General features: G+C 64.7%; 22 protein-coding genes. 10 read left to right on the top strand and 12 right to left on the bottom strand.

Annotated features, from left to right (window positions below):
* The first annotated feature begins 16 nt into the window (after positions 1 to 16).
* The 3 genes from J1M81_RS18970 to J1M81_RS18960 all read left to right on the top strand — a co-directional run bounded on the left by J1M81_RS18970 (position 17) and on the right by J1M81_RS18960 (position 2,370).
* Positions 17 to 472, top strand: a complete 456-nt coding sequence (locus J1M81_RS18970; RefSeq protein WP_032368697.1) for a hypothetical protein — start codon at positions 17 to 19, stop codon at positions 470 to 472.
* Between the two features lie 139 nt (positions 473 to 611).
* Positions 612 to 1,943 (top strand): MCE family protein, encoded by a 1,332-nt coding sequence (locus J1M81_RS18965; protein ID WP_206498586.1) that lies wholly within the window; start codon positions 612 to 614, stop codon positions 1,941 to 1,943.
* A gap of 67 nt (positions 1,944 to 2,010) precedes the next feature.
* The gene (locus J1M81_RS18960; protein WP_032367862.1) at positions 2,011 to 2,370 is read left to right on the top strand and encodes an STAS domain-containing protein; all 360 of its coding nucleotides are present in this window, start codon (positions 2,011 to 2,013) and stop codon (positions 2,368 to 2,370) included.
* On the opposite strand, the gene J1M81_RS18955 is transcribed toward J1M81_RS18960, so the two are convergent.
* Positions 2,347 to 3,507 carry a PP2C family protein-serine/threonine phosphatase gene (locus tag J1M81_RS18955; protein ID WP_283348106.1) on the bottom strand — a complete coding sequence of 387 codons (1,161 nt, stop codon included), beginning with the start codon at positions 3,505 to 3,507 and terminating at the stop codon, positions 2,347 to 2,349. The two genes, J1M81_RS18960 and J1M81_RS18955, sit on opposite strands and share 24 nt — an antisense overlap.
* A complete protein-coding gene (locus J1M81_RS18950; protein ID WP_032400644.1) occupies positions 3,504 to 4,304 on the bottom strand; it encodes an alpha/beta fold hydrolase in 801 nt (266 codons plus the stop codon). Before J1M81_RS18950 ends, J1M81_RS18955 begins: the two co-directional genes overlap by 4 nt.
* Positions 4,305 to 4,360: 56 nt before the next feature.
* Between J1M81_RS18950 and J1M81_RS18945 the strand changes: the two genes are divergently transcribed.
* Positions 4,361 to 5,443, top strand: a complete 1,083-nt coding sequence (locus J1M81_RS18945) for an NAD(P)H-binding protein (protein ID WP_206498585.1) — start codon at positions 4,361 to 4,363, stop codon at positions 5,441 to 5,443.
* A gap of 32 nt (positions 5,444 to 5,475) precedes the next feature.
* On the opposite strand, the gene J1M81_RS18940 is transcribed toward J1M81_RS18945, so the two are convergent.
* Positions 5,476 to 6,960: an amidase gene (locus tag J1M81_RS18940; RefSeq protein ID WP_206498584.1), complete on the bottom strand. Its 1,485-nt coding sequence runs from the start codon at positions 6,958 to 6,960 to the stop codon at positions 5,476 to 5,478.
* A 141-nt stretch (positions 6,961 to 7,101) separates the two neighbouring features.
* On the opposite strand from J1M81_RS18940, the gene J1M81_RS18935 reads away from it, so the two are divergent.
* Complete coding sequence (locus tag J1M81_RS18935) at positions 7,102 to 8,247, top strand: SGNH/GDSL hydrolase family protein (RefSeq protein WP_027494683.1); 1,146 nt, start codon at positions 7,102 to 7,104, stop codon at positions 8,245 to 8,247.
* 51 nt (positions 8,248 to 8,298) lie between these two features.
* Here the strand turns inward: J1M81_RS18935 and catC are convergent, their stop codons facing one another.
* The 6 genes from catC to J1M81_RS18905 form a co-directional block, all read right to left on the bottom strand.
* Complete coding sequence (catC, locus tag J1M81_RS18930; RefSeq protein WP_032384188.1) at positions 8,299 to 8,583, bottom strand: muconolactone Delta-isomerase; 285 nt, start codon at positions 8,581 to 8,583, stop codon at positions 8,299 to 8,301.
* A gap of 5 nt (positions 8,584 to 8,588) precedes the next feature.
* Positions 8,589 to 9,455, bottom strand: a complete 867-nt coding sequence (gene catA, locus J1M81_RS18925) for a catechol 1,2-dioxygenase (RefSeq protein WP_032367867.1) — start codon at positions 9,453 to 9,455, stop codon at positions 8,589 to 8,591.
* 43 nt (positions 9,456 to 9,498) lie between these two features.
* Positions 9,499 to 10,602, bottom strand: coding sequence for a mandelate racemase/muconate lactonizing enzyme family protein (locus tag J1M81_RS18920; protein WP_204858573.1), 1,104 nt, complete (start codon positions 10,600 to 10,602; stop codon positions 9,499 to 9,501).
* Positions 10,599 to 11,528, bottom strand: coding sequence for a LysR family transcriptional regulator (locus J1M81_RS18915; protein ID WP_094651590.1), 930 nt, complete (start codon positions 11,526 to 11,528; stop codon positions 10,599 to 10,601). The genes J1M81_RS18920 and J1M81_RS18915 overlap by 4 nt, the downstream gene beginning before the upstream one ends.
* Before the next feature lie 144 nt (positions 11,529 to 11,672).
* Positions 11,673 to 12,848: a 4-hydroxybenzoate 3-monooxygenase gene (locus tag J1M81_RS18910; protein ID WP_032388050.1), complete on the bottom strand. Its 1,176-nt coding sequence runs from the start codon at positions 12,846 to 12,848 to the stop codon at positions 11,673 to 11,675.
* 66 nt (positions 12,849 to 12,914) lie between these two features.
* The gene (locus J1M81_RS18905; protein ID WP_027494689.1) at positions 12,915 to 13,664 is read right to left on the bottom strand and encodes an IclR family transcriptional regulator; all 750 of its coding nucleotides are present in this window, start codon (positions 13,662 to 13,664) and stop codon (positions 12,915 to 12,917) included.
* 47 nt (positions 13,665 to 13,711) lie between these two features.
* On the opposite strand from J1M81_RS18905, the gene J1M81_RS18900 reads away from it, so the two are divergent.
* Both J1M81_RS18900 and J1M81_RS18895 read left to right on the top strand, forming a co-directional pair.
* Positions 13,712 to 14,575, top strand: a complete 864-nt coding sequence (locus tag J1M81_RS18900; protein ID WP_027494690.1) for an RNA polymerase sigma-70 factor — start codon at positions 13,712 to 13,714, stop codon at positions 14,573 to 14,575.
* 106 nt (positions 14,576 to 14,681) lie between these two features.
* Positions 14,682 to 15,422, top strand: a complete 741-nt coding sequence (locus tag J1M81_RS18895) for an SDR family oxidoreductase (RefSeq protein WP_027494691.1) — start codon at positions 14,682 to 14,684, stop codon at positions 15,420 to 15,422.
* 70 nt (positions 15,423 to 15,492) lie between these two features.
* On the opposite strand, the gene J1M81_RS18890 is transcribed toward J1M81_RS18895, so the two are convergent.
* The 3 genes from J1M81_RS18890 to J1M81_RS18880 form a co-directional block, all read right to left on the bottom strand.
* Positions 15,493 to 16,995 carry a carboxyl transferase domain-containing protein gene (locus tag J1M81_RS18890; protein ID WP_206498583.1) on the bottom strand — a complete coding sequence of 501 codons (1,503 nt, stop codon included), beginning with the start codon at positions 16,993 to 16,995 and terminating at the stop codon, positions 15,493 to 15,495.
* The gene (locus tag J1M81_RS18885) at positions 16,992 to 18,191 is read right to left on the bottom strand and encodes a CaiB/BaiF CoA-transferase family protein (RefSeq protein ID WP_206498582.1); all 1,200 of its coding nucleotides are present in this window, start codon (positions 18,189 to 18,191) and stop codon (positions 16,992 to 16,994) included. The genes J1M81_RS18890 and J1M81_RS18885 overlap by 4 nt, the downstream gene beginning before the upstream one ends.
* 142 nt (positions 18,192 to 18,333) lie before the next feature.
* Positions 18,334 to 19,704 (bottom strand): SLC13 family permease, encoded by a 1,371-nt coding sequence (locus tag J1M81_RS18880; RefSeq protein WP_206498581.1) that lies wholly within the window; start codon positions 19,702 to 19,704, stop codon positions 18,334 to 18,336.
* 191 nt (positions 19,705 to 19,895) lie between these two features.
* Between J1M81_RS18880 and J1M81_RS18875 the strand changes: the two genes are divergently transcribed.
* The 3 genes from J1M81_RS18875 (at position 19,896) to J1M81_RS18865 (ending at position 24,054) form a co-directional block, all read left to right on the top strand.
* A complete protein-coding gene (locus J1M81_RS18875; RefSeq protein WP_201010502.1) occupies positions 19,896 to 20,594 on the top strand; it encodes a FadR/GntR family transcriptional regulator in 699 nt (232 codons plus the stop codon).
* Positions 20,595 to 20,700: 106 nt separating this feature from the next.
* A complete protein-coding gene (locus tag J1M81_RS18870; protein WP_204847088.1) occupies positions 20,701 to 21,855 on the top strand; it encodes an acyl-CoA dehydrogenase family protein in 1,155 nt (384 codons plus the stop codon).
* A gap of 24 nt (positions 21,856 to 21,879) precedes the next feature.
* Complete coding sequence (locus J1M81_RS18865; RefSeq protein ID WP_206498580.1) at positions 21,880 to 24,054, top strand: 3-hydroxyacyl-CoA dehydrogenase NAD-binding domain-containing protein; 2,175 nt, start codon at positions 21,880 to 21,882, stop codon at positions 24,052 to 24,054.
* The last annotated feature ends 25 nt before the right edge of the window (positions 24,055 to 24,079 follow it).

Genomic DNA, 24,079 nt, shown 5'->3' with positions numbered 1-24,079 from the left:
AACCACAGGTGACCCCATGAACTCGAACATCACGCTGTCCACTCTCACCAGCCGCACCGGTCTGGATGTCTTCGACTACCTCGACAAGGAGATATCGGTGCCCGTCGTCAACGGGTCGCAGGCCCAGGGAGATCTGATCGTCGTCCCGCTCGCCGTACTCGACGGCATCGTCGTCACCACCGAACGGACACGACACGAGACCGTGCCGTTGTCCGGCATCGAACTCCTCCGCAGTGCGGCGGGCGGCAATCCGCACAGCCTCGTCGCCGACGGCCGCGGGTGCACGTGGTCGAGTCCGGTGCACGACGTTCGACGCCTCGCTCTGGGCATCCTGAGCAATTCGGAGACCGCCTACCTCATTCACCCAGAACACGGAGCCACCGGAATTGCACCCGGCCGATACGTCATCGGTCGTCAGCGCGAACGCGGCGGAGACGGCTGGTTCTCGTCGACGCAACTGATCGCGGACTGACACACCGACCGCGTGTGATCTGTATCGCATCAACCGGGCACTGATAGGTGCATCTCAGAAGGGGCGTCGGAGCAGTAAGTGTGACTCGATGTAGCACTAAGGTTCGCGTCATGACTGCTGTTGTCGCACAGACCGTCGCATGACCGGCGCCCCTTCGCCGGTGCAGAACCGTCTCCTCGGAATCGGACTGGTCGTGCTCATCGTGGTGTTCGTCGGGTGGAGTGTCACCTCGTACAACAAGACCTTCGTCGACGTCGTGACCGTCTCCCTCGAGACCGACAGCGTCGGCAACGCGCTGCCCCGCAATGCCGACGTCAAGGTGCGCGGCATGATCGTCGGAGAGGTCCGATCGGCTACGACCACCGACGGCGTCGTCACCTCGGAACTGGCGATCGAGCCGGACAAAGCGCCGATGATCCCCTCGAACGTCACGGCTCGCCTGCTGCCCAAGACTCTCTTCGGTGAGCGGTACGTCGCGTTGATTCCGCCGGACGGCAAGCCCGGTTCGCCCATCACCGAGGGCACCGTGCTGAAGCAGGATCGCAGCGGAAATGCCATCGAGGTGGGGCAATTGCTCGACGGCCTGCTGCCGTTGCTCCAAGCCGTGCCGCCACAGGATCTCTCGAACACCCTCGGCGCACTGGCACAGGGGCTCAGCGGCCGCGGAGAACAGCTGGGCCTGACGATCGATCGACTGGAGAACATCTTCTCCGGACTGAACACCGAACTCCCCGCCATCCAGCAGGACCTACGCGGATTGGCGGACTTCTCCCAGACCTACGCCGATGCAGCTCCCGAGTTGGTCAGCGCTCTCGACAATCTGCGGACCACCGGCAACACCGTCGTCGAGGAGCAATCCGCGCTCGCGACGCTGTACACGTCGGTGTCATCCGCCTCGAACACGACGGCCGGCTTTCTCGAGGCGAACTCGACGCAGCTGATCGGTCTCGCCGCGAATTCGCGCGAGGCACTCGAAGTGCTGGCCGAGTTCTCCCCCGCCCTGGGTTGCACGGTCGCGCAGTTCGCCGAAGGGGCCCGACGCGGCAGGATCGTCACCGGCGTCGGCGACGAGTATCCCGGCATCAACGTCTCGATGCCGTTCGTCAACCCGAAGGGTCGATACCTGCCGAACCAGGACGAGCCACGGCTGTTCGAGCAGACCCGCGGACCGAGCTGCTACACCCCGCTCGACCGCAATGCGGGCGAATACTTCCCGCAGTACCCGGGTGGGTCACCCAACGACGGCTCGTACCAGGTGCCGACCAGAAACCCGGGCGAGCAGAACATCCCGGTGCTCTCGGCTCCGCAGCTCTCTCCTGTTCCCGCCTCCTACGCGGGCTCGGTCACCGAGCAGCAGACCCTGGCCGTCATCTACGGCGGTGCCACCGGAATCGCACCGGAGGCCGTCCCCTCCTGGACCACGACGGTGGGCGCGCCTGCGCTTCGAGGAACTCAGGTCACGCTCCGCTGACACCGCCTGATTGAATGGTCCGCATCCCCCGTCGACGAGCGCGGCGGGTAACGATTCAGGAGTACAGATGCCAGTCGACACGAACGCCGCAGGATTCTCGATCCAGTCCTCCAACGACGGGCGCGCGGCCGTCATCTCGGTAGCGGGCGAGCTCGACGTCACCACCGCTCCGGCACTGTCCGAGGCCATCACCGCACAGACCGCGACCGGCCCGGCTGCACTGATCGTCGACCTGAGCGGAGTGTCGTTCCTGGCCTCGGCGGCCATGACCGTTCTCGCGACGGCGCAACAGGATCACGGAGAGTCCCTGTCGTTCTCGGTCGTCGCCGACGGACCGACCACCAGCCGGCCGATCAAGCTGATGGGCCTGGATCAGGAATTCACCCTGCACGCCGACCTGGCGTCAGCCCTCGCTGCCCTCGGCTGAGTCGGGGGCCGGAGATACGCCCAGTGCCATCACGGCGGCGTCGTCGGCCAGACCGTCGCCGAAACTGCGCAGCAGCAACCGCAGATCGTCGACGATCGCTGCCGGAGTCGCCGGAGCGTGTGCCGTCGCGAATTCCAGGAGAGCCCCGTCGTCGTCGTATCGGCCCCGGCCGACTCGCGCTTCGGTGAGACCGTCGCTGTAGAGCATCAGGGTGTCCCCTGCTTCGAGCGTGACGGTCGCCGGAACGAAGCGAGCGTGCCGAAGTATCCCGATCAGCTGGCCGCCCGTCATGGGCACGTAGTGGGCGGTGCCGTCGGCACGAAGGACCAGCGGTGGGGGGTGCCCGCCACTGGCCATCGATACCTCGAATCCGGTGTCCGTTCGGCTCAGAATGCCGAAGACTGCGGTGCAGAACTGCGCATTGGCATCCCGAAACTCTTGTCGCAGAACAGAATCCAAATTCTGCAGCACCGCGACGGGGTTCTCGTCGTACACCGCTGCCGCGCGCAACGTGTACCGCGTCAGCGACGTCACAGCGGCTGCCGATGCACCCTTGCCACAGACGTCGCCGAGAAAGAAGCCCCAGCAGTCGTCGGACAACGGAAACAGGTCGTAGAAGTCGCCACCCACCTCGTCGCGGGACGCTGCCCGGTAGTGCGCCGCGGCGGTCATCCCCGACGGCGGTAGCAGAGCAGGCGGCAACAGCGACCGCTGCAGCGTCTTGGCCAACAGTTCTGCACGCGTGCGTGATTGCAGCAATTCGCGCTCGTAGGTACGGCGATCGCGAGCGTCGAGCGCCGTGATGCGGATCAGTACCGGCCGGCCCGCTGCGTCGATCTTGACGTTCGCCGTGATGAACGCCGGCAGCCGTCGACGATCTGCCGTCACCAGGTCCAGTGCGATGCCGTCGAGCTTGCCGTTCATCAACAGCATCGGCCCGAAGTGGGTCTCGTAGTGAATGCGTCCACCGACGGTGAGCAGCTCCCCGAAGTCGGTACCGACCAGCGCGTCGACCTCGAAGCCCAGCCAGGTTGCCAGCGTCGAGTTCAGTCGCGCGATCCGCATGTCGGGGCGTACGGACAGGTACCCGCATGGCGCATTCTCGTACAGGTCCTCGACATCGAGGTCATCGATCACGACGGTCTCACGAAGTCCGCGATGGTCTCGGCCGTCAGTTCGGGTGCGGTGATCTGCGGGCAATGGCCACTGACGTCGAGCGTGATGCGGACGCTCCCCGGGATCTGTTCGTGCACGAACCGGCCGACCTGAGACGGTGCGAGCGAGTCGCGCGCACTGTCGATGATCAACGTCGGCACCGGTACTCCAGGCAGATCCGCCCGATTGTCGGACAGAAAGGTCGTGCGGGCGAACACCCGTGCGCAGGCCGGATCGGTTCGGCACACGCTCGCGGTCCACATGCTCTCGAGTTCGGGTCGATCGGGTGCGTTCACGACCACCGATGCCATCGATGCAGACCAACCGAGGTAGTTGCTGTCCAGCGATTCGAGCAGCTCGTCGATGTCCTCGGAACTGAACCCGCCGCGATAGTCGCCGTCGTCGATGTACCGGGGAGACGGAGTCAGCAGAATCAACTTGGTGAATCGATCGGGCGCAGCGGTTGCGGCCAGCACCCCCATCATCGACGCCACCGAGTGACCGACCAACGTCACGTCGGTCAGGTCGAGTTCCTGCGCTATATCGACGATGTCGGCGGCGTACGTGCTCATGTGGGCGTATCGCTCGGCGTCCCAGGCCGCCGGGTCCGATGCCCCGGCCCCCACATGGTCGAACAGGACGATCCGGAACCGCGAAGCCAGGATTTCGGTGACGCCACGCCACAGCGTCTGGTCGCAGCCGAAGCCGTGCGCCAGCATCACGACCGGGCCGTCGGCAGCTCCGACGACTTTCACGTTGTTCCTGATACGTGCACTCACCCGCACAGTGTGTCATCCGGCACCGGCAGCGGGGAGTGAGACCGCCTGGACGGGGTATGACCCCTGTCTACAGAAACGAGAATCTCATGCGAGTGCTGGTCACCGGCGCAACCGGATACATCGGATCTCGGCTGATCCCCGTGCTTCTCGAACAGGGCCACGAGGTGCACGCCGCGATGCGTGATCCGAAGAAGAAGTCGCGTTTCGCCTGGGGTGCGCATGTGACGGCAGTCCACTTCGACCTCGACGACCACGACAGCTTCGACTCTGCCACCGAGAACGTCGACGCGGTCGTCTACCTGGTGCATTCGATGGACGAAGGCGATTTCGTCGAGAAGGATCGCCATGCCGCGCAGTCCATGGCCGCCGCTGCGGAACGCAACGGGCTCCAGCGAATCGTCTACCTGTCCGGACTGATTCCCGACGACAGCACTCCGCTGTCGGACCACCTGCGCTCACGGCTGCAGGTCGAGGAGGCGTTCCTCGACAGTTCCGTCGATGCCACCGTCCTTCGGGCCGCCATTATCCTCGGCTCCGGATCGACGTCCTTCGAGTTGGTGCGACGCATGACCGAGCGACTGCCGGTGACGCCGATTCCGACGTGGATGCGGAGGCAGGTGCAGCCGATCGCCGTCGTGGACGTCGTCGCCATCATCGCCCGCGCCCTCGGCGATACAGCCCGTCCCGGATCGTTCGACATCGGCGGCACCGAGACGATGAGCTACCCGGAACTGCTGCAGGCGTACGGCAGCGTCGCCGGTCTGCGTCGGGCACAAATTCCGGTGCCACTGCTGCCGACGGGGTTGGTGGGCCGCGCGGTCGCAGTCATCACCGCGATGCCGCCCGGCACCGTGATCTCGTTGGTGGAGAGCCTCACCCACGACATGGTCGTGCGACGCGGTAATGCCGCGACGGAAGTGTTCGCAGAACCGGATACGACGTTGCTCAGCGTTCGGGAGGCCTTGGAACGCTCCATCACGGTGGCAGCCGAGGAAGGTACGGACGCACACGCCGATCCTCAGGCCGCAGCCGACACCGATCCCGACTGGGCAGGCGGAGTCGTCGACATCGTCGACGGCACCGTGCGACAGCGTCCGTCCGGCATCGCCGGCAAGGTCCAGCTCGGCGCGACCCGATAGCCGATGTCGCTGTCTGTCAGCTGATGTAGCTGTCAGCCGATGTCGCTGTAGCGATGAGCCCAGGGCACTGCTCGTTCCAACTGCGCTGCGAGTTGGACGAGCAGCCCCTCCCCGCCCAGCGGGGCGAGAAAGTGTGCACCCATGGGCAGACCTGAGCTCGTCCAGTGCAGCGGAACGGACAGGGCGGGACGCCCGGTGACGTTGGCGGTCTGGGTGTACGGGATCCACGAGATGTTCTCGTCGATCATCTGATCCACGATGCCGGTGTACTTGAGCATTCCCGCAGTTCGGCTGCGCAACAGCAAGTCCGATGCCAACTGCAGCGGCTTCGCGAGCTCGAACGCCCCGATCTTCGGGGGCAGCTCGGCCAGAGTCGGGGTCAGCAGCAGGTCGTACGTCTCGAAGTAGGTGGCCAGGGCCCGCACGTGCACGTGTCGGCCCTCCACCGCATCGAGGTAGTCGACTCCGCTCGCGGATCGGCCGAGCGCGGCCATGATTCGGGTGTCCCGCTCGAATGCGTCGTCACCGCACCCGGTTCTGCGCTTGACCTCTTCCATTTCCCACGCCAGGTACGTGAACCAGGCGAGCAGGAATTCGCGGTTGAGCGCTGCGTCGTCGAACGGCGGGGCCTCGAGGAGTTCGACGGCATGGCCCAGTTCGCCGAGCGTGGTCGCTGCCGATTCCATCGCAGCGATCGCCTCCGGGGCCGGAGACGGATTCACCGAGGTCGCGGCGTACATGCCGATCCGTAACGGCCGCGGGTCGGTGTCCATCCGAGACAGGAACCCGTCGGGCGGCGGCGTGGACGAGTATCCCGACGTCGGCTCACCACCGGCGAGGACATCGAGCATCGCGGCGGTGTCGCGGACCGACCGCGACACCACGCCCTGCACTGCGGCCCCGTGCATCGGCTCGCCGAACGTCGGTCCCGACGGCACCAGCCCGCGGCCGGGCTTGAGCCCGACGAGTCCACAGCAGGCCGCCGGAATGCGGATGGAGCCGCCGCCGTCGTTCGCTCCCGCCACCGGCGCGATCCCGGCCGCGACCGCCGCGGCGGAGCCACCCGACGAACCACCGGGAGTTCTGCTGCGGTCCCACGGGTTTCGAGCCGGGCCGAACAATGCCGGCTCGGTGATTCCCTTGGCACCGAACTCCGGGGTGTTCGTCTTACCGAAGATGACGAGACCGGCGTCGAGCCAGCGCTGCACCACCGTCGCGTGTTCTGGCATCGGCAGCTCGAAGAGTGCACGTGAACCACTGGACGTGGGCAGCCCCGCGTAATCCTGGGACAGGTCCTTGATCAGAAACGGCACCCCGGCGAACGGACCTTCCAGCGTTCCGGCCAGCCGTTGCTCGGCCTCCTCGCGCATCGGACGCACGATCGCGTTGAGACCCGGGTTCACCGACTTCGCCTGCTCCAGTGCGCAATCGAGAAGTTCACGCGGGGTGACATCGCCTGTGGAGACCAACTCGGCCAGCCCGAGGCCGTCGTACGTCCGATACTCGTCGATGCGCATGTGGCCACCTTAATTACGTGCGGCCCATCCGTGTGCGAAACGGTTTGCCTAAGTGCATTAGGCAAATATACGGTTTGTATAGGAAGGCAGGTGCGCCAGCTGCCCTTACCTCAGCCCGACACCCCAGAGATCGAGACCCCCATGATCACTACCGACATCTCCGACACACTTCTGCACGGCGCGACCGAGCTGGAACGAACCGACAACGGCGTGCTTCCTCATCGCCTGCCACGCGCAGCTCGTCAGCGCTTCACCGACCCCCAGCTCACGATGGCGGAATCTCAGCCGTCCGGAGTTCGGTTGGTCTTCACCACGACCGCCACCATCATCGAGATCGACGCAGTGGCGACCCGTCGCGCATTCCTGGGCCTGCCGCCGCGGCCGGCCGGACTGTTCGACCTGCGAATCGACGGCGCCCTCATCGAGCGCGTTCCGACGACGGGTGGCATCACCACGACCATCGACCTGGCGACGGGGTCGGTCACCGATCAGGTCGAGCCGACCGGTGTCGCGCGGTTCTCCGGGCTGCCCGCAACCGACAAACACGTCGAAATCTGGTTGCCGCACAACGAAATCATCGAGCTGGTCGCGCTGCGTACCGACGCCGCTGTCTCACCCGTCGTCGACACCCGACCGATCTGGATCGACTACGGCAGCTCCATCAGTCAGGGGTCCAACGCCACAGGGCCCAGCACCACCTGGACGGCCCTCGCCGCCGCGACAGCCGGTGTGCAACTGCGCAATCTGGGTTTCGGCGGAAGCGCACTGCTCGATCACTTCGTAGCGACGGCCATTCGGGACGCGCCCGCCGACCTCATCAGCCTCGAGATAGGAATCAACCTCGTCAACTCCGACGTGATGCGGCTACGCGCATTCACCTCCGCGGTGCACGGATTTCTCGACACCATCCGCGACGGTCACCCCCACACCCCACTGTTCGTGATCTCCGCGCTGCTGTGCCCCATCCACGAGAACACCCCCGGCCCAGGTGCATTCGATCCGGCGGCATTGGCGTCGGACACGGTGAAATTCGCGGCGACGGGTGATCCCGCCGAGGTGCGTGCCGGTAAGCTGACTCTGACCGTGATCCGCGAGAAACTCGCCCGTATCGTGTCCGAGCGCGCTACCGAGGACCCCCACCTTCATTACCTCGACGGCCGAGAACTGTACGGAGACAACGATGTCGAGGACCACCCGTTGCCGGATAGGCTGCACCCCGACCAGTCGACGCATGAGCTGATCGCCGAACGCGTCGTCGACCGAATCTTCCCGCGAACTCGAAGTTAGGGACAGATTCCGCGGAAATTCCGTCCCCAACTTCGAGTTCGGCGGGGTCGATCACCCCGCGGAAATGTCCGACGGGTGTTGCGCGAGCGGGGACACCTCGATCGTCATGTACGGGAACAGTGGGAGATTCCACAGGATTTCGTGTAGCCGCTCGTTGTCCCGGACATCGAAGATGCTGAGGTTGGAGTACTGGCCGACGATGCGCCAGATGCTCACCCACTCCCCGTCCCGCTGCAGTTGCTGCGAGTACGCCTTCTCCCTGGAGAGGGTGTCCGCTCGTACGTCCGCATCGAGGTCCTGCGGCAATGCGACGTGCATCTTCACGGCAAAAATCATGTGGCTCAGCCCTTGTCGAGTACGAAGTTGTACGTCACTTCTTGGCCGCCGTCGACTTCCCGAGGATCGAGGATCAGTTCGGGCTTGACGGCGTTGGCGACGTCGTCGTCGTTGTGTGCGTCGCCCGGGAAATAGAGCTGGGTGGTGATCTGCTGATGCCCGGCAGCCGCAACTTTGAGGTGCAGGTGTGCAGGACGCCACGGGTGCCAGCCGGCCGCGGAGATCAGCTTGCCGCAGGCCCCGTCGGTCGGGATCTGGTACGGGGCGGGCTTCATCGTGTGGATCCAGAAGTTGCCCTGATCGTCTGCCGTGACCGTGCCGCGCAGATTCCACTCCGGGATTCCGGGCGCGAACTGCGAGTAGAAGCCGTCGGAATCGGCGTGCCAGATCTCGATGACCGCATGCGGCAGTGGGCTACCGTCGACGCTCGTGACCTGACCTTGGAACAGCAGCGGTGTGCCCTGTTCGCCGTCGCGAGTGGGCAGGATCGCGGCCGACCCGAGTTCCGGGGCATTCGGAACGTAGTACGGACCTTCGATGGTGCCTTTGCTGCCTTCACGGGTTTCGCCGGCAACTTCTTCGACGACGTGCTCTACCCAGACGTCGAGGAACAGCGGCCACTCACCGGTCTGACCGACGTTGATCAGCCAGGCCTTGAGGGCGTTGTACTCGTCGTAAGTGACCTTGTGTTCGCGAATTGTGTCATGGACTGCCGAAATGACCTGTCGAGCAAGCAGACTGACTCGCTCCGGCGGGGTGTCGGCGGCTGCCTGCTTGTCGGAGGTGAAACGCTCGGTGGCGTTCGCCCCCGACGCGGCTGCGGTGGCCACCTCGGTAGCGGATTCCGTCGAGGGTGCGTGGTCGATGCTCATGGAGAACTCCTTGGCTCACAGTTGCGTTCTTCGGGGCTGAAGATCAGTGGTCGGTGCGGTACTTCGCGAGTTTGTCGGGGTCGATACGCACGCCGAGGCCCGAGCCCGGCAGTACGTGCAGTTCGCCGTCGCGGATGACGAGGCTTTCGGTCAGCAGGTCGTCGCTCATGTCGAGGAAGTTCGACAGCTCGCCTGCTCGGCGTGAGGTGAGCTCGAAGGCCGCGCCGAAGGCGACGGTGCAGGCTGTGCCGAGCTGGCCGTCGATCTGGTTTCCCATCACCACGTCGACACCGAGCCCTTCGCACAGGTGATGAGTGCGGAGCGAGCGGGTGAATCCGGTGCGAGCAGTCTTGATACTGACGGCCGTTGCGGACCCACCGAGGATCTCGCGAGTGACCTCCGCCGGGGTCGTCGCCGATTCGTCGGCAACGAACGGAACATCGAGTTGCTGTACCAGCCAACGACGCCCGAGGACGTCGTCGGCCGGGCACAGTTCCTCGGCAAGAGTGAGCCCCAGATCCGACATCTCTTTCATGGCACGCGCAGATTCGGCAGCGGTCCATCCGCGATTGCCGTCGACGTACAGTTCGACCGTCTCACCGAGCCCCTCTCGCAGTGCGCGGACCACGGCGGTGTCGAGCTCTACGGGCCGTCGCCCGACTTTGACCTTGAAGACTACGATGCCGTATGTCTCTCGCATCCGACTCGCCTCGTCGACCATCGCTGCAGGCGTGTCGAATCCGAGCATGTGGCTCACCCGCATACGGTCGGTGTAGCCGCCGAGGAGTTCGGTGACGGGTAGGTCGAGTGTCTGCCCGAGCGCATCCCAGATGGCCATGTCCACGGCAGATTTGGCAACCGGATTACCCACTGTACGAGCAAGTTTGGCATTGACCACCTCCCTCGAGGTGAGCGGCAGTCCCACGACGGCCGGCGCGAACAGGGTCTCGATTACCGCCACCACCCCGCGCTGGGTCTCGCCGTACGTGAACGGCCGAGGCGGAGCGTCGGCGACACCGACGATGCCGTCGTCGGTATGTACCCGAACGAGTACGTGCTCGGCCGCGCTGACCTCGCCGCTGGCGAACTTCAGCGGCTTTCGGTACGGAATCGAGTAGGGGATCGCATCGACTGCGACGATCTTCATGACATGTCCTTCAGCTGAGCAGACGGAACGGATGGTTCGAGCCGAGGGAGCACTCCTGCGTCCTCGAGGGCACCGACGAGCGCATCGACGAGTGCCGACGGTCGGTCGCGGTGCCACGCCAATGCCAGGTCGATCGTGCTCGCTCCGGCGATGTCGCGGAACACGACGCCGTTCAACTGCAGGGCGCGGACGGATTCGGGAACCAATGCCACACCCAACCCGGCCGCGACGAGCGCCAGCAGAACCGAGGTGTCCGGGGCTTCGTGTTCACGACGAGGACTGAAACCCGCTGCGCGACAACTACGCACCACGGCGTCGTTCATCACCGAGTGCGTGTCCGCATACATCACGAAATCCTCGTACATGAGGTCGGCCATGCCGAGCGCTGCCTCGGCGGCGTACCGGTGATCTACGGGCACCGCAAGCAGCAGCGACTCGGTGGTGATGGTGCGTACGACGAGGTCGTCACCTGCCACGGGTGGCCGCAGAACCGCGACGTCGAGCTGCTCCGACCGCAATCCCTCCACCTGAGCGGGGGTCAACAGATCCCCGTGAATTTCGAGCGCGATCCCGGGAAGGCGCTGCTTGATCGCACGGGCGATCGGCGGCAACTGATCGAATGCCGCCGTGCCGGTGAAGCCGATACGTACCAACCCGTACCGGCCATCGGCGATGCGTCGGACACCGCGGTTGCTGCGTTCGAGATTGTCGAGGTTGCGGACGGTCTCGCGGTAAAAGAACTCCCCCGCCGGAGTCAGGCTCACTTGACGCGTGGTTCGGGTGAGCAGGGTGACGCCCAGTTCGGCCTCGAGCTGTCGGACCGACTGAGACAATGCCGGCTGCGCCAGATGCAGGCGTTTGGCTGCCTGACCGAAGTGACAGGTCTCGGCCACGGCGACGAACTGATGAAGATGCCTCAGTTCCATCGATTGCCTCCTGTCGGTTCGTATCACGCTCAGGCGTGACCCTGCCCACAGTAAGCCCGCAATCCATTGATGACAAAGACCTATTTGCAGCTCATTGATAAGTCGGAGCGATCAATTCATCGCGGTGCACACGCCGCCCGCCGATCAGAATCCGATCGGCAATCCGGCGTAGTTCTCCGCCAGTCCCATGGCACCCGCCTCGCTGGACGCCACCCATTTCAGTTGCGAGAGTTGTAATTGCGCGTCGAAGGGGTCGTCGCCGGTATGCAGCATCGTGGTCATCCACCACGAAAAGTGGGTGCAGCGCCAGACGCGTCGAAGGGCGTCGTCGCTGTAGCTGTCTGCGGCCCGAGAATCGTTCTCCTTCAGCTTCTGCGCCAGGGCAGGCGCGAGCAGAGCCACGTCGGCTACCGCGAGGTTGAGGCCCTTCGCTCCGGTGGGCGGCACGATGTGCGCGGCGTCGCCGGCCAGGTACAGGTTGCCGTGTCTCATCGGTGTCTGCACGTAGCTGCGCATCGGCAACACGCTCTTCTCGGTGATGGGGCCGGGGTTCAGAGTCCACCCGTCCTGACCGTGACCGAGCCTTAACGCCAACGCATCCCAGATGCGGTCGTCGGACCACGTGTCGATATCGGTTCCGTTCGGCACCTGCAGATACAGCCGGCTGACCGTCGACGAGCGCATCGAGTGCATGGCGAAGCCGTCCTGGTGCCAGGCATAGATCAGTTCGTCCGTCGAGGGGGCGACATCGGCGAGCACCCCGAGCCAGGAGTAGGGATAGACCCTTTCCCAGGTGTTGCGCACCGAATCGGGCATGGCCGCCCGGCTCGGTCCGAAGGAACCGTCGCATCCCGCAACGACTGTCGCGTCGATTCGCACCGCGTTGCCCGACGCGTCGGTGAACGTGACGTAGGGGGCGTCGGATTCGACGTCGTGCAACGCCGTATCCGAGACGTCGTAGTAGATCTGTTGGCCGGCCTTCTCGCGTGCCACGACGAGGTCCTTGGTGACCTCCGTTTGCCCGTACACCCAGACACTCCGGTCGACGAGATCACGAAAGTCGATGTGGTGCCGCTCTTCCGGCCACTGCAGGTAGATGCCTCGATGCTCGTCGCCCTCGCGGTGCAGACGCTCACCGAGTCCGTGTTCGTCGAGCAACTGGACCGTCGAGTGTTCGAGGACTCCGGCCCGGATTCGGGAGAGCACGTATTCCTGAGTACGTGACTCGATCAGAATGGAGTCGATCCCCTGCTCGTCGAGCAGGTGGGACAGCAGCAGACCCGCGGGCCCTGCACCGATGATGGCAACCTGTGTACGCATGCAAGCAGTAGACCCCGGGATTTCGAGCCGAACAAGACCGCACTTCCACTGAGTGAAAACGGCCGACTACCCGCCGAGACTTCGTCCGATCCCCTGGGCCGCAACCTGAAGTGCGGCAACCAGTCTCACTCGATCGCGGCCCAGCTTGGGAACCACGATTCCCAATGCGGCGACCACACTGTCGCCGGCATGGACCGGCACAGCCACCGAACACGCACCGAGTGTCATCTCTTCGACCGTCTGCGCGAAGCCCTCGCGACGCACTCGACGCAACTCGCTCTCCAGCTGGCCAGGATGCGTCACCGTGTACGGGGTGAGGCGATCCAGGGAGCGCATCACCTGCTCCTGCACCTCCCGCGGCGCGTACGCCAGCAGCACCTTGCCGACGCCGGTGGCGTGCAGCGGCAGCCGAGCGCCGACGCGACTGACCGCGGGAACCGATGCGTGGCCGGCCAACCTGTCGAGATAGAGCACTTCGCACCCGTCGCGGATGGCCAGGTGCACCGTCGCAAGGGTCGCTCCGTAGATGTCGTGCAGAAACGGTGATGCGATGTCGCGAAGATCGGACTGATCGGGTGCGAGCAAGCCCAGTTTCCACAACCGCCTACCGACGACGTAGCGCCCGTCGTCGCCCCGGACCAACGCACCCCACTCCACCAGTTCTCGCACCAGTCGATGCGCAGTGGCGATGGGTAGGTCGGCACCGGCGGCCAGGTCGGTCAAGGTCAGCGACGGAGCCTTCTCGTCGAACACCCCGAGCAAGGCCAGCAGCCGCGCGGCCACCGAGACTCCGGGGTCTCGAGCATTGCCAGCCATGACATGGACGATAGTGTCCCCACGAGACAGAGAGTGAGACCACGCCGATGACCGACGACGGCACCGCCGCATTCGAGCTGGCACGCCCGCGATTGTTCGGGATTGCCTATCGCATGCTGGGCAGCGCCGCCGAGGCCGAAGATGTGGTGCAGGATGTCTGGCTGAAGTGGCACGCCACCGACCGCACCACCGTCCGTAATTCACTCGCCTTCCTCACCACCGTCACGACACGCCTGGCCATCAACGTCACGCAGTCGGCGCGGGTGCGGCGGGAGTCGTACGTCGGCCCGTGGCTGCCCGAACCGATCGACACCCGAGCCGATCCGGCGACGGTGGCAGACAACGACGCCACGGTCGAGCTTGCCGTTCTTGTTGTGCTGGAACGACTTCCGGCTCGTGAGCGAGCCGCGTACGTTCTCCGGGAAGCATTCGACTATCCGTACGGCCGGATCGCCGACATAGTGGAGACAACCGAAGCCAACGCGCGTCAACTGGTGACGCGCGCCCGCAGACATGTGGCCGACGCTCGTCCGACCCCTGTCGATTCCGACCGCCATCATCGACTGCTCGACGCCTTTCTCGCCGCAGCCAAGGGGGGCGATCTGGCCGCTCTGGAAAAGATTCTTGCGCAGGACGTAGTGAGCCTGTCCGACGGCGGCGGCAAGGTGAAGGCTGCAGCCCGAATACCCATTGTCGGACGCAGCCGAGTCGCCGCATTCGTTGCGGCGTTCTCCTCGCATTTCTGGATAGGAACCACGACGTCGTTCATCCAGGTCAACGGAAGGGCTGCCGTACTGATCGTTCGTGAGTCGACGGTGACCACGCTGCTGACGATCGATGCCACCGAGGACGGGATCGGGACCGTCCTGTGGGTGATGAATCCGGACAAGCTGCACGCGCTGCCGCGCTAGGTGTCACAGATCGGAGCGCTGCCCTGTCAACACTGCGACCGGCAGCAGACAAGAGTTGACCGGCTCGTCTCGCAGGCACCCCTCCTGCGGCGAAGAGAGGATTCTCATGAAGATCGTTGTCATCGGCGGAACCGGCCTCATAGGTTCTGCAGTTGTGAGCATGTTGACCGAGCACGGTCACGATGCGATAGCGGCGTCGCCCAAGTCCGGTGTGAATACTCTGACCGGCGAGGGCCTGGCCGATGCTCTCGTCAGTGCGAATATCGTTGTCGACGTCTCGAATTCACCGTCGTTCGAGGACGCGGCCGTGTTGGACTTCTTCACACGCGCGACGACCAACATCCTCGCAGCCGAAGCGAGTGCGGGCGTGCAGCACCACGTTGCACTGTCCGTGGTCGGCAACGACCGACTGCCCGCCAGCGGCTACTTGCGCGCAAAGGTGGCTCAAGAGAAACTGATTCGCGCATCGTCGATTCCGTACACCCTCGTGCGCGCAACGCAGTTCTTCGAGTTCTTCTCCGCCATCGCACAGGGCGCGACGACGGGCGACGAAGTCCGGTTGAGCTCGGGTCTCGTCCAGCCGATCGCGGCACACGACGTTTCGACCGTTGTCGCTCGTGTCGCTCTCGAGGCACCGCGTAACGAGACGATCGAGATCGGAGGCCCGGAAGCGTTCGGGCTCAACGAGTTCGTTGAAAGAGGTCTGAAGGCACGCGGCGACAGCAGAACCGTAGTCGCCGACGACCAGGCTCCGTACTTCGGCGCACTGTTGCACGGCCGTGAACTGGTTCCAGGCGATGGGGCCGAACTGTCCACTACTACTTTCGCCGCCTGGCTCGAGTCCTGATTCTCGCCGAACTCGAAGTTATGGACACATTCGGCCTGAAATCCGTCCATAACTTCGAGCTCGGCGGATATCACACAGCGGCAGCGGCAAAACCGATTCGATTGTAACGCTTTTCGCGCGCGATCATCCGCATCGAAGGGTCCTGAGCGATCAGCTCGGCAAGTTCTCGGTGCAGTACCGCGCCCACTCGATCGCAGAACTGCTGTGATTCGTCTGCGGCGTCGGGCAACTCGGGAACGATGATGTCGACGACACCGGCCCGGAAGAGATCGAGCGAGCGCACTCCCTGCTTGGTCGCCATCTCGGCGGCGTGGGTGGTGTCGCGATGCACGATGGCCGAGGCACCCTCGGGCGGCAACGGCGAGAGCCAGGCGTGCTGAGCAGCGAGAACTCGATCCGCGGGCACCAGCGCAAGGGCACCACCGCCGGTTCCCTGCCCCAACAGCAAGGAGAGCGTGGGGGTTTCGAGGTCGACCATGTCTGCGATGCACCGCGCTATCTCGCCGGCCAGGCCGCCTTCCTCCGCCTCTTTGGACAGCGCTGCGCCGGCAGTATCGATGACGGTGACGAGGGGAAGCTTCAAATCCTGCGCCAGCCGCATGCCGCGTCGGGCCTCACGCAGAGCCGCGGGGCCGAGTGGCGTCTTCGTCGTCTGGCTCCTCCGGTCCTGGCCGAGCAGAACGCACGGCATGTCGCCGAACCGGACGAGCGCCAGAATGAGGCCCGGATCGGACTCGCCCTGACCGGTTCCGTTGAGCGGTAACACGTCTGCCGCTGTGTTGAACAGCAATTCGCGCACCCCCGGCCGATCGCTCCTGCGTGAGGCCAGAATCGAGGTCCATGCCGGCACGTCCTCGATCTCCCACTCGAGAGCATCGGAATGCCGGACGCGACACGACGGCACGTCAGTCATGATGCGTAGTGCCCGGTCGACGATCTCACCGAGCTGCTCGGGCGGACGGATGGCGTCGATGAGTCCGTGCGCCTGCAGGTTCTCCGAGGTCTGCACGCCGGCGGGGAATTTCGCGTCGTACAACGCCTCGTAGACACGGGGGCCGAGAAATCCGACGAGCGCACCGGGCTCGGCAACGGTGACGTGACCGAGCGATCCCCAGGATGCGAAGACGCCGCCGGTGGTGGGGTGCCGCAGATAGACGATGTACGGCAGATTCGCCGCCTTGTGTGCGGTGATCGCCGCGGTGATCTTGACCATCTGCAGAAACGCGACGGTGCCCTCCTGCATGCGCGTTCCACCCGAGGTCGGCAACGCGAGCAGTGGAAGCCGCTCGGCGGTGGATCGGTGCACCGCGCTGACCAAACGTTCACCGGCGGCCACTCCGATGGATCCAGCCAGAAAGGCGAACTCGCCCAACAGGATTGCCACCGTGCGTCCGCGCACGGTCGCGGATCCGGTGAGAACGGATTCGTCGAGACCCGTCTTCTCACGCGCCGCAGCCAGTTCGTTCGCGTACTCGTCGTCGATGACGTAGTCGGCAGCCGGGCTGTCCCACGACTCGAAACTTCCGGGATCGATCACCAGATCGAGGAGTTCGAGCGCGGTCATCCTCGTCATCGGACCGCTTCTTTCAACCAGTCGCGGACGAGTTCGTCGTCGGCTCCGAGAACCGGCGGTGCCAGATGTCGGTTCTCGGTGACCTCCGTCCCGTCGGATTCGAAGAATCGCAGCGGCGGCCCGGGCAGGGTCACCGTGCCCAGCGTCTCGTGCTCGACGTCGATGAGCAGGCCCTGAGACTTGGTCTGCTCCCACTCGTACACTTCCTGCACGTTGCGTACTTTGCCTGCGGGGACACCGATTTGGTCGAGAAGCGCCAACAACGGCTCGGTCTCGTAGGTACGGAAGATCTTGGACACGAGTTCGACGACGTCGTCGCGACTGTCGACGCGTTGCGGGTTGGTCGCCATACCCTCGAGGTCGGGATCGATACCGAAGCCCTCACAGAAGCGATGCCACAGACCCTCGCTGCCCACCGAGATCTGCACGGCTCCATCGGAAGTGGGAAAGAGGCCGTACGGACAGATCGACGGGTGGTGGTTGCCCTGCGCCTCACCGATCTCGCCTGCGACGGTCCACTTGGTGCCTTGAAAGGCGTGCACCCCGACGACGCTGGCCAGCAACGACGTTCGAACCACCTTGCCTCGGCCGGTGCGGTCGCGCTCGCGCAGCGCAGCGAGAACACCGAAGGCTCCGTACATTCCGGCCAGCAGGTCCGCGATCGGGACCCCCACGCGCTGAACATCGTCGGGACCGGAGCCGGTGAACGACATCAACCCGGCCTCGCCCTGAGCGATCTGGTCGTAGCCGGATCGGCCACCCTCGGGGCCGTCGTGTCCGAATCCACTGATCGACAGCACGACCGTGCGCGGGTTGATCTCGGCGATGCGCTCGGGCGAGAAGCCGAGCCGATCGAGCACTCCCGTGCGGAAGTTCTCGAGCAGAACATCCGCGCGTTCGATCATGCGCTCCAACGCTTCTCGGCCATCGTCGGTTTTGAGGTCGAGCGCGATCGACCGCTTGTTGCGGTTGGCCGAAAGGAAGTACGTCGATTCGCGCTCCGCGTCACGCGGGGTGACGAAAGGCGGCCCCCACACCCGAGTGTCGTCGCCGCCCTTGGGGGTCTCGACCTTGATGATGTCCGCACCGAGATCTCCGAGCATCATCGCCGCGTGCGGGCCGGCCAGGGCGCGCGTCAGATCCACCACCACGGTGCCGTCGAGCGGTCCGGTTCTGCCTGTCGTGTTGAGGGGCATCGAATTGATCCTTACGTCGAAAGCAATGAGGGGGTGAATCGCCAGTGTGGCCCATTGAGTCAGTGGCCTAGCCAATTTCATTGGACCAGCGATCCGGGGGGAAGTCAAGATCAAGTTCTCGGACGTCCGCGCAGCTCGAGAGCTAGAGCCAGCCGGGCACGACCAGTACCGCCCAGGCGATCAACGGGCCGATGACGACGACCAACGCGCTGTATTTCAGTATTTGCTTGTAGAAGACGTCCCGATCGATGTCCTGGGCGTTGGCCAGCACCAGAGCGCCGTTGGTGGAGAAGGGACTGACATCGACGATCGTCGAGGCGATGGACAGGGCCACGATCACACCGATGGCACCGACCTCGCCGGCGAGCAGGAACGGAACGGCCAGCGGGATGGTGACACCGAGGATGGCCGTCGACGACGCGAACGCCGAGACGATGGCACCGATGTAGCACAGCAACAGAGCCACGAGCAGCGGAATGCCGATGCCGGTAACCGCATCACCGACGTACTCGACCGTGCCGGCTTCCTGCAGCACGCCGACGAACGTCAGCACGCCACCGATGAGCAGTACCGTCGACCAGCTGATCTGGTTGATCGCACCCTTCTGCGCCTTGGGCGACGCCAGGGCGAGGACCACGGCGACCGTCATCGACACGAAGCCGACATCGAGATCGAGGACGAGTGAGAACAACGCCAGCGAGGCCAGCCCGACGAGCGTAAGGATCTGATCGAACGTGATGGCCTTGACGGCGGTGGCCAGGGGTGGCGCGTTCTCGACCGTGACCGTCTGACCGGACGGCGTGGGCGTCGACGATCCGAAGCCGCGCATCACAGTCCTCGAGCCACCCCCGCCCACTCCGCCCGAATCTCCCTCGGGGCGGGTGCCGTCCTCGTCGTGCACGCTACGACCGAGAAGCGCACGTCCGCCCAGGAACATGAACAGCAACGCACCGATTGCCGCGTTGAACAGCATGCTGCCCAGGAACAAGGTGAGTGGGCTGTTGACCAGACCCGCCTTCTGAGCGATGTTGTTGACCGTGACGCCGTAGATGCTGATCGGCGAGAACCCGCCCGCCTGTGCGCCGTGAATGACCATCATGCCCATGAGCAGGGCATTGATCTTGTACCGCGCCGCGAAGCCGAGTGCGATCGGTGCGACGATCGCCACGGCTGCCGGTCCCAGCGCTCCGATGGAGGTCAGCACGCCGGTGATACCGAACATGACCCACGGAATCAGGGCGACCCGGCCACCGACCAGCCGCACCGCACCGCGGACCAGGAGGTCGACCGTACCGTTGTTCTGGGCGATCGCGAAGAGGTAGGTGATACCGACCAGCGTCAGGAACAAGCTGCTCGGGAAGCCGGCGATGATGTCGTCGGTGCCCATGCCCACGGCAATGGTTCCGACGAAGAACGCCGCCACGAACCCCAGCGCGCCCATGTTCACCGGGAACACGGTCGCAGCGAGGAACATGACGACGAGCGCAATGATGGGTATCAACTCGGTCGACATCGAAGGTCTCCGGTTCGTCTGAGGTTGTCCCCGAGCGGATGCCCGGGTTCCGTGGCCAATTGGACTAGCCACTGAGTCTTTACAGACTGAACCAGTGAAGTGGATCACTTGTCAACAGTTGCTATGACCCGGGCCACTATCTACCGGACGGTTAAGGTGGGGGTCCAGAGGAGCAGAGAGCGAGTGACACAGTGGCTGAGCAAATTCGCCCGGTGACCCGACCGCGGCTGTACGAGGTCATCGTGGAGCAGCTGTGCAAACACATCGCCGATCGCGACATGAAGCCCGGCGATCGACTCCCGCCCGAGCGTGAACTGGCGGGTCACCTCGGCGTCAGCAGAGCCTCACTGAGTCAGGCCCTCGTCGCACTCGAAGTACAGGGCATACTGGCCGTGCGCCACGGCGACGGAGCGGTACTCGTGCGACGGCCCGTGGGAGACATGGCCATTCGCGCCCTGCGCGAGCACGCCGATCGCCTGCCCGAGGTGATCGAAGCCCGCGAGGCACTCGAGGTCAAGCTCGCCGAGCTCGCCGCAACCCGCCGCAGCGACGCCGAAATGGCGGCGATCGACCACGCCCTGTCGGTGATGGCCTCGGAGATCACCGACGGAAATCGCGGCGACTCCGGCGACGAGCTGTTCCATCACGCCATCACCGAGGCCGCACACTCGCCGCTACTCGCCCGCCTCATGGGTGAAATCGCCGGCCTGATTCGCGAAACTCGAATCGAATCATTGTCGCAGTCGAACCGTCCGCAGACTTCATTGGAACACCACCGCCGCATCGCAGAGGCTGTGCGACAACAAGATCCGGCCGAAGCAGGACGTGCAATGGCCGAGCACATCCGCCTCGTCTCGGACGTTGCACTGCTCCGCTCCGCGGACAGCTAGAGAACTCACCCGCCACAGCACATGGTTGACATCCGTGGCCACGTCGGTGCATCGTTATTGGCACAGCGCCAACAACGCGTCGTACGCTCCGACCCGAGGACCCTCCATGACTGCACTCGCAGACCGCACCGACGACGTCACCACCGAGCTCGCCGACGTCCGACAGCTCGCCCGCAGCTTCTTCGAGAAGGAGGTCGCGCCGCACCGCGAGGAATTCGCGACGGCCGGACGCCCCAGCCGCGAGGTCTACCGGAGTGCGGGCAACCATGGACTCCTGGGAATGTCGATACCCCAGCAGTACGGCGGAGGCGGCGGCGACTTCCGCCACGAGGCGGTGCTGTTCGAGGAGCAGGTCCGCGCAGGCGACTCGGCCATGCAGTTGGGTGTGCACAGCGGCATCGTTCCGCATTACATCCTTGCGTACGCAACCGAGGAGAAGAAGCAGCGCTGGCTACCGAAGCTGTGCTCCGGCGAGTGGATCGGCGCGATCGCGATGACCGAACCGGGAACCGGCTCGGACCTCCAGGGCATCACCACCCGCGCGGTGCGCGACGGGGACGAGTACGTGGTCACGGGCGGAAAGACGTTCATTTCCAACGGAGCTCACTGCGATCTAATCATCATCGCCGCCAAGACAGATCCAAACGCCGGAGCCCGCGGGTTGTCGCTGCTCGTGGCCGAGGTCTCCGACGACACCGAAGGCTTCCACCGCGGACGGGTACTGCACAAGATCGGCCAGAAAGGCCAGGACACAGCAGAACTCAGTTTCGACGGTCTACGCGTCCCGGCTGCCAACCTCCTGGGTGAAGAAGGTCGCGGCTTCGCGCAGTTGATGCAGCAGCTTCCTCAGGAACGGCTGATCTGCGGTATTGCCGCCGCCGCGATGATCGAGGCCGCCGTCCAGCAGACCGTCGACTACACCAAGACACGAAACGCGTTCGGCAAGACACTGTTCGACCTGCAGAACACCAAGTTCGAGCTCGCCGAATGCGCCACCATCGGACGCGTCGTCCGCACCTTCGTCGACGACGCAGTGGCCAAGCATATTTCGGGATCACTTGACGTGACGACGGCTGCGATGGTCAAGTACTGGACCACCGATCGACAATTCGAGGTGGTCGACCGCTGCCTGCAACTCTTCGGCGGCTACGGCTACATGGAGGAATACCCCATCGCCCGCATGTTCGTCGACGGTCGCATCGCCCGCATCTACGCCGGTGCCAACGAAGTCATGAAAGACCTCATCTCTCGCTCTCTGTAGAACCCGCACCGACCCGAGGATCCGATGAACAGCCCAGCCGCACTGCACACTTCCACCATCACCGGCGAGATCGGTACCGACCGTATCGTCGTGCTGACGATCGACGATCCTGCGCATTCCACGAACACGATGAACGCGGCATTCGGTGAATCGCTCGAGCAGACCGTCGACTGGCTCGAGACCGAACTCGATGCGTACGACGGCATCATCGTCACGTCAGGCAAGGATTCGTTCTTCTCCGGTGGCGACCTCGAATTGCTGCGCGACGCCGATCCGTCCGACCACGCGACGATCGCGGGTGCGCTCGATTTCACGAAGGACAAGTTTCGGCGGCTCGAGACGCTCGGCAAGCCGGTGGTGGCCGCACTGGGAGGCACCGCGCTCGGCGGCGGCTTCGAGATCGCCCTGGCCTGCCATCATCGAATTGCCCTGAACAACAGCACGGCTCGATTCGGGCTGCCCGAGGTGACACTCGGGTTGCTGCCCGGGGCCGGTGGCGTCACCCGAACGGTTCGGATGTTCGGCATCGTCGAGGCTCTGACACAGGTGGTGGGCCAGGGCCAGCGATATCGGCAGGCGCAGGCCCTCGAACTCGGACTCATCGACGAGGTCGTCGACACCCACGAGCAGATGATGGCGCAGGCACGTTCATGGATCACCGCCAATCCCGAGGCCCTCCAGCCCTGGGACAGGGCGGGATTCACGATCCCCGGCGGTACGGCGTCAGCACCGGCTGTGGCCGCGCAGCTGCCGGCACTCACGGCAACAGTGCGTGAACAGGTCAAGGGCGCGCCGATGCCTGCCCCCATCGCAGTGGTTGCCGCGGCAGTGGAAGGATCGGTACTCGACTTCGAGGCCGCCTCCCTCGTCGAAACCCGCTACTGCACGTCGCTCGCCTGCGGGCCGATCTCGGGCAACCTGATCCAGTCGATGTTCTTCGATCTCGGCTCCATCACCAAAGGCGCTTCCCGCCCTCCGGCCGAACCACATCGAGTTCCCGAGAAAGTGCTGGTGATCGGGGCCGGAATGATGGGTGCCGCCATCGCCTACGTCGTCGCCTCGGCGCAGGTTCCAGTGATCCTCCGCGATGTCTCGATCGAGTCTGCTGAGCGCGGAAAAGATTACGCGCGTTCGATTCTCGGCAAAGCTGTCGCGAAGGGACGAAAGACCCAGGCCGATGCCGATGCGGTGCTCGCGCTCATCACCCCCAGCTCCGACGCGGCGGACGCCGAGGGTTGCGACCTGGTCGTCGAGGCAGTGTTCGAGGATCCCGCCGTCAAGCAGGGTGCCTTCGAGGACGTCGACAAGTACCTGACCGCCGACGCGCTGCTGTGCTCGAACACCTCCACCCTCCCCATCACCGCACTCTCGCAGTCTGTTTCGCGAACCGCCGACTTCATCGGCACGCACTTCTTCTCCCCCGTCGACAAGATGCCGTTGGTGGAGATAGTGGTGGGAGAACACACCAGTGATTCCGCTCTTGCCCGCGCATTCGACTTCGTCCGTCTGATCGGCAAGACACCCATCGTCGTCGGCGACAGTCACGGCTTCTTCACCACCCGCGTCATCGGCCGATTCATGGACGAGGCGATCTCGCTGGTCGCGGAGGGCGTGCATCCGGCCACCGTCGAGCAGGCCGCACTCCAGGCCGGCTACCCGTCCGGCGCACTTGCTCTGATGGACGAGATTTCGTTGACCCTGTCGCGGCACATCCGCGAGGGCATGGCCGAGGCCGCTCGCGCGGACGGTCGCCCCTGGATCGTCTCGAATTCGTACGCCCTGGTCGATCGCCTCGTCGACGAGTTCGACCGTCCGGGACGCAAGGCGGGGCGCGGGTTCTACGAGTACGCCGAGGACGGCAGCAAGGTCCGGCTCTGGCCGGGCCTGGTGGAGCACTACCACCGCCCCGATCACGGAATTCCGTTCGAGGACATGATGGATCGCATGCTCGTCGCCCAATCACTGGATTCGGTCGCGTGCCTCGACGAGGGCGTTCTCCGAACCGTCGCCGACGCCAATATCGGGTCCATTCTGGGTATCGGCTTCCCTGCCTGGACCGGCGGTGTGCTGCAGTTCGTCAATCAGTTCGACGGCGGTCTCCCGGGATTCGTGCACCGAGCCGACGAGTTGCGGGCGCGATACGGCGACAGGTTCGTCGTACCCGCGTCGCTGCGAGCACGCACCGAGCGGTACCTCTGAGATCGCGCTCGCTCGGTTCGGTGCG

The sequence above is a fragment of the Rhodococcus sp. KRD175 genome, from assembly GCF_017168275.1.
In the GTDB taxonomy this organism is placed as follows: Bacteria; Actinomycetota; Actinomycetes; order Mycobacteriales; family Mycobacteriaceae; genus Rhodococcoides; species Rhodococcoides fascians.
The sequence above is the reverse complement of the archived record's forward strand: the minus strand, read 5'-3'. Positions and strand labels throughout refer to the sequence as shown.

Bases quoted from the DNA above. Each gene is read 5' to 3' on its own strand.
- J1M81_RS18905 (WP_027494689.1), bottom strand. From the start codon at position 13,664: ATGGCTGGCAATGCTCGAGACCCCGGAGTCTCGGTGGCCGCGCGGCTG.
- J1M81_RS18940 (WP_206498584.1), bottom strand. From the start codon at position 6,960: ATGCGCATCGACGAGTATCGGACGTACGACGGCCTCGGGCTGGCCGAG.
- J1M81_RS18935 (WP_027494683.1), top strand. From the start codon at position 7,102: ATGATCACTACCGACATCTCCGACACACTTCTGCACGGCGCGACCGAG.
- J1M81_RS18885 (WP_206498582.1), bottom strand. From the start codon at position 18,191: ATGCCCCTCAACACGACAGGCAGAACCGGACCGCTCGACGGCACCGTG.
- J1M81_RS18895 (WP_027494691.1), top strand. From the start codon at position 14,682: ATGAAGATCGTTGTCATCGGCGGAACCGGCCTCATAGGTTCTGCAGTT.
- J1M81_RS18945 (WP_206498585.1), top strand. From the start codon at position 4,361: ATGACCCCTGTCTACAGAAACGAGAATCTCATGCGAGTGCTGGTCACC.
- J1M81_RS18910 (WP_032388050.1), bottom strand. From the start codon at position 12,848: ATGCGTACACAGGTTGCCATCATCGGTGCAGGGCCCGCGGGTCTGCTG.
- J1M81_RS18890 (WP_206498583.1), bottom strand. From the start codon at position 16,995: ATGACGAGGATGACCGCGCTCGAACTCCTCGATCTGGTGATCGATCCC.
- J1M81_RS18960 (WP_032367862.1), top strand. From the start codon at position 2,011: ATGCCAGTCGACACGAACGCCGCAGGATTCTCGATCCAGTCCTCCAAC.
- J1M81_RS18870 (WP_204847088.1), top strand. From the start codon at position 20,701: ATGACTGCACTCGCAGACCGCACCGACGACGTCACCACCGAGCTCGCC.
- J1M81_RS18965 (WP_206498586.1), top strand. From the start codon at position 612: ATGACCGGCGCCCCTTCGCCGGTGCAGAACCGTCTCCTCGGAATCGGA.
- J1M81_RS18900 (WP_027494690.1), top strand. From the start codon at position 13,712: ATGACCGACGACGGCACCGCCGCATTCGAGCTGGCACGCCCGCGATTG.
- catA (WP_032367867.1), bottom strand. From the start codon at position 9,455: ATGAGCATCGACCACGCACCCTCGACGGAATCCGCTACCGAGGTGGCC.
- J1M81_RS18865 (WP_206498580.1), top strand. From the start codon at position 21,880: ATGAACAGCCCAGCCGCACTGCACACTTCCACCATCACCGGCGAGATC.
- J1M81_RS18915 (WP_094651590.1), bottom strand. From the start codon at position 11,528: ATGGAACTGAGGCATCTTCATCAGTTCGTCGCCGTGGCCGAGACCTGT.
- J1M81_RS18970 (WP_032368697.1), top strand. From the start codon at position 17: ATGAACTCGAACATCACGCTGTCCACTCTCACCAGCCGCACCGGTCTG.
- J1M81_RS18920 (WP_204858573.1), bottom strand. From the start codon at position 10,602: ATGAAGATCGTCGCAGTCGATGCGATCCCCTACTCGATTCCGTACCGA.
- catC (WP_032384188.1), bottom strand. From the start codon at position 8,583: ATGATTTTTGCCGTGAAGATGCACGTCGCATTGCCGCAGGACCTCGAT.
- J1M81_RS18880 (WP_206498581.1), bottom strand. From the start codon at position 19,704: ATGTCGACCGAGTTGATACCCATCATTGCGCTCGTCGTCATGTTCCTC.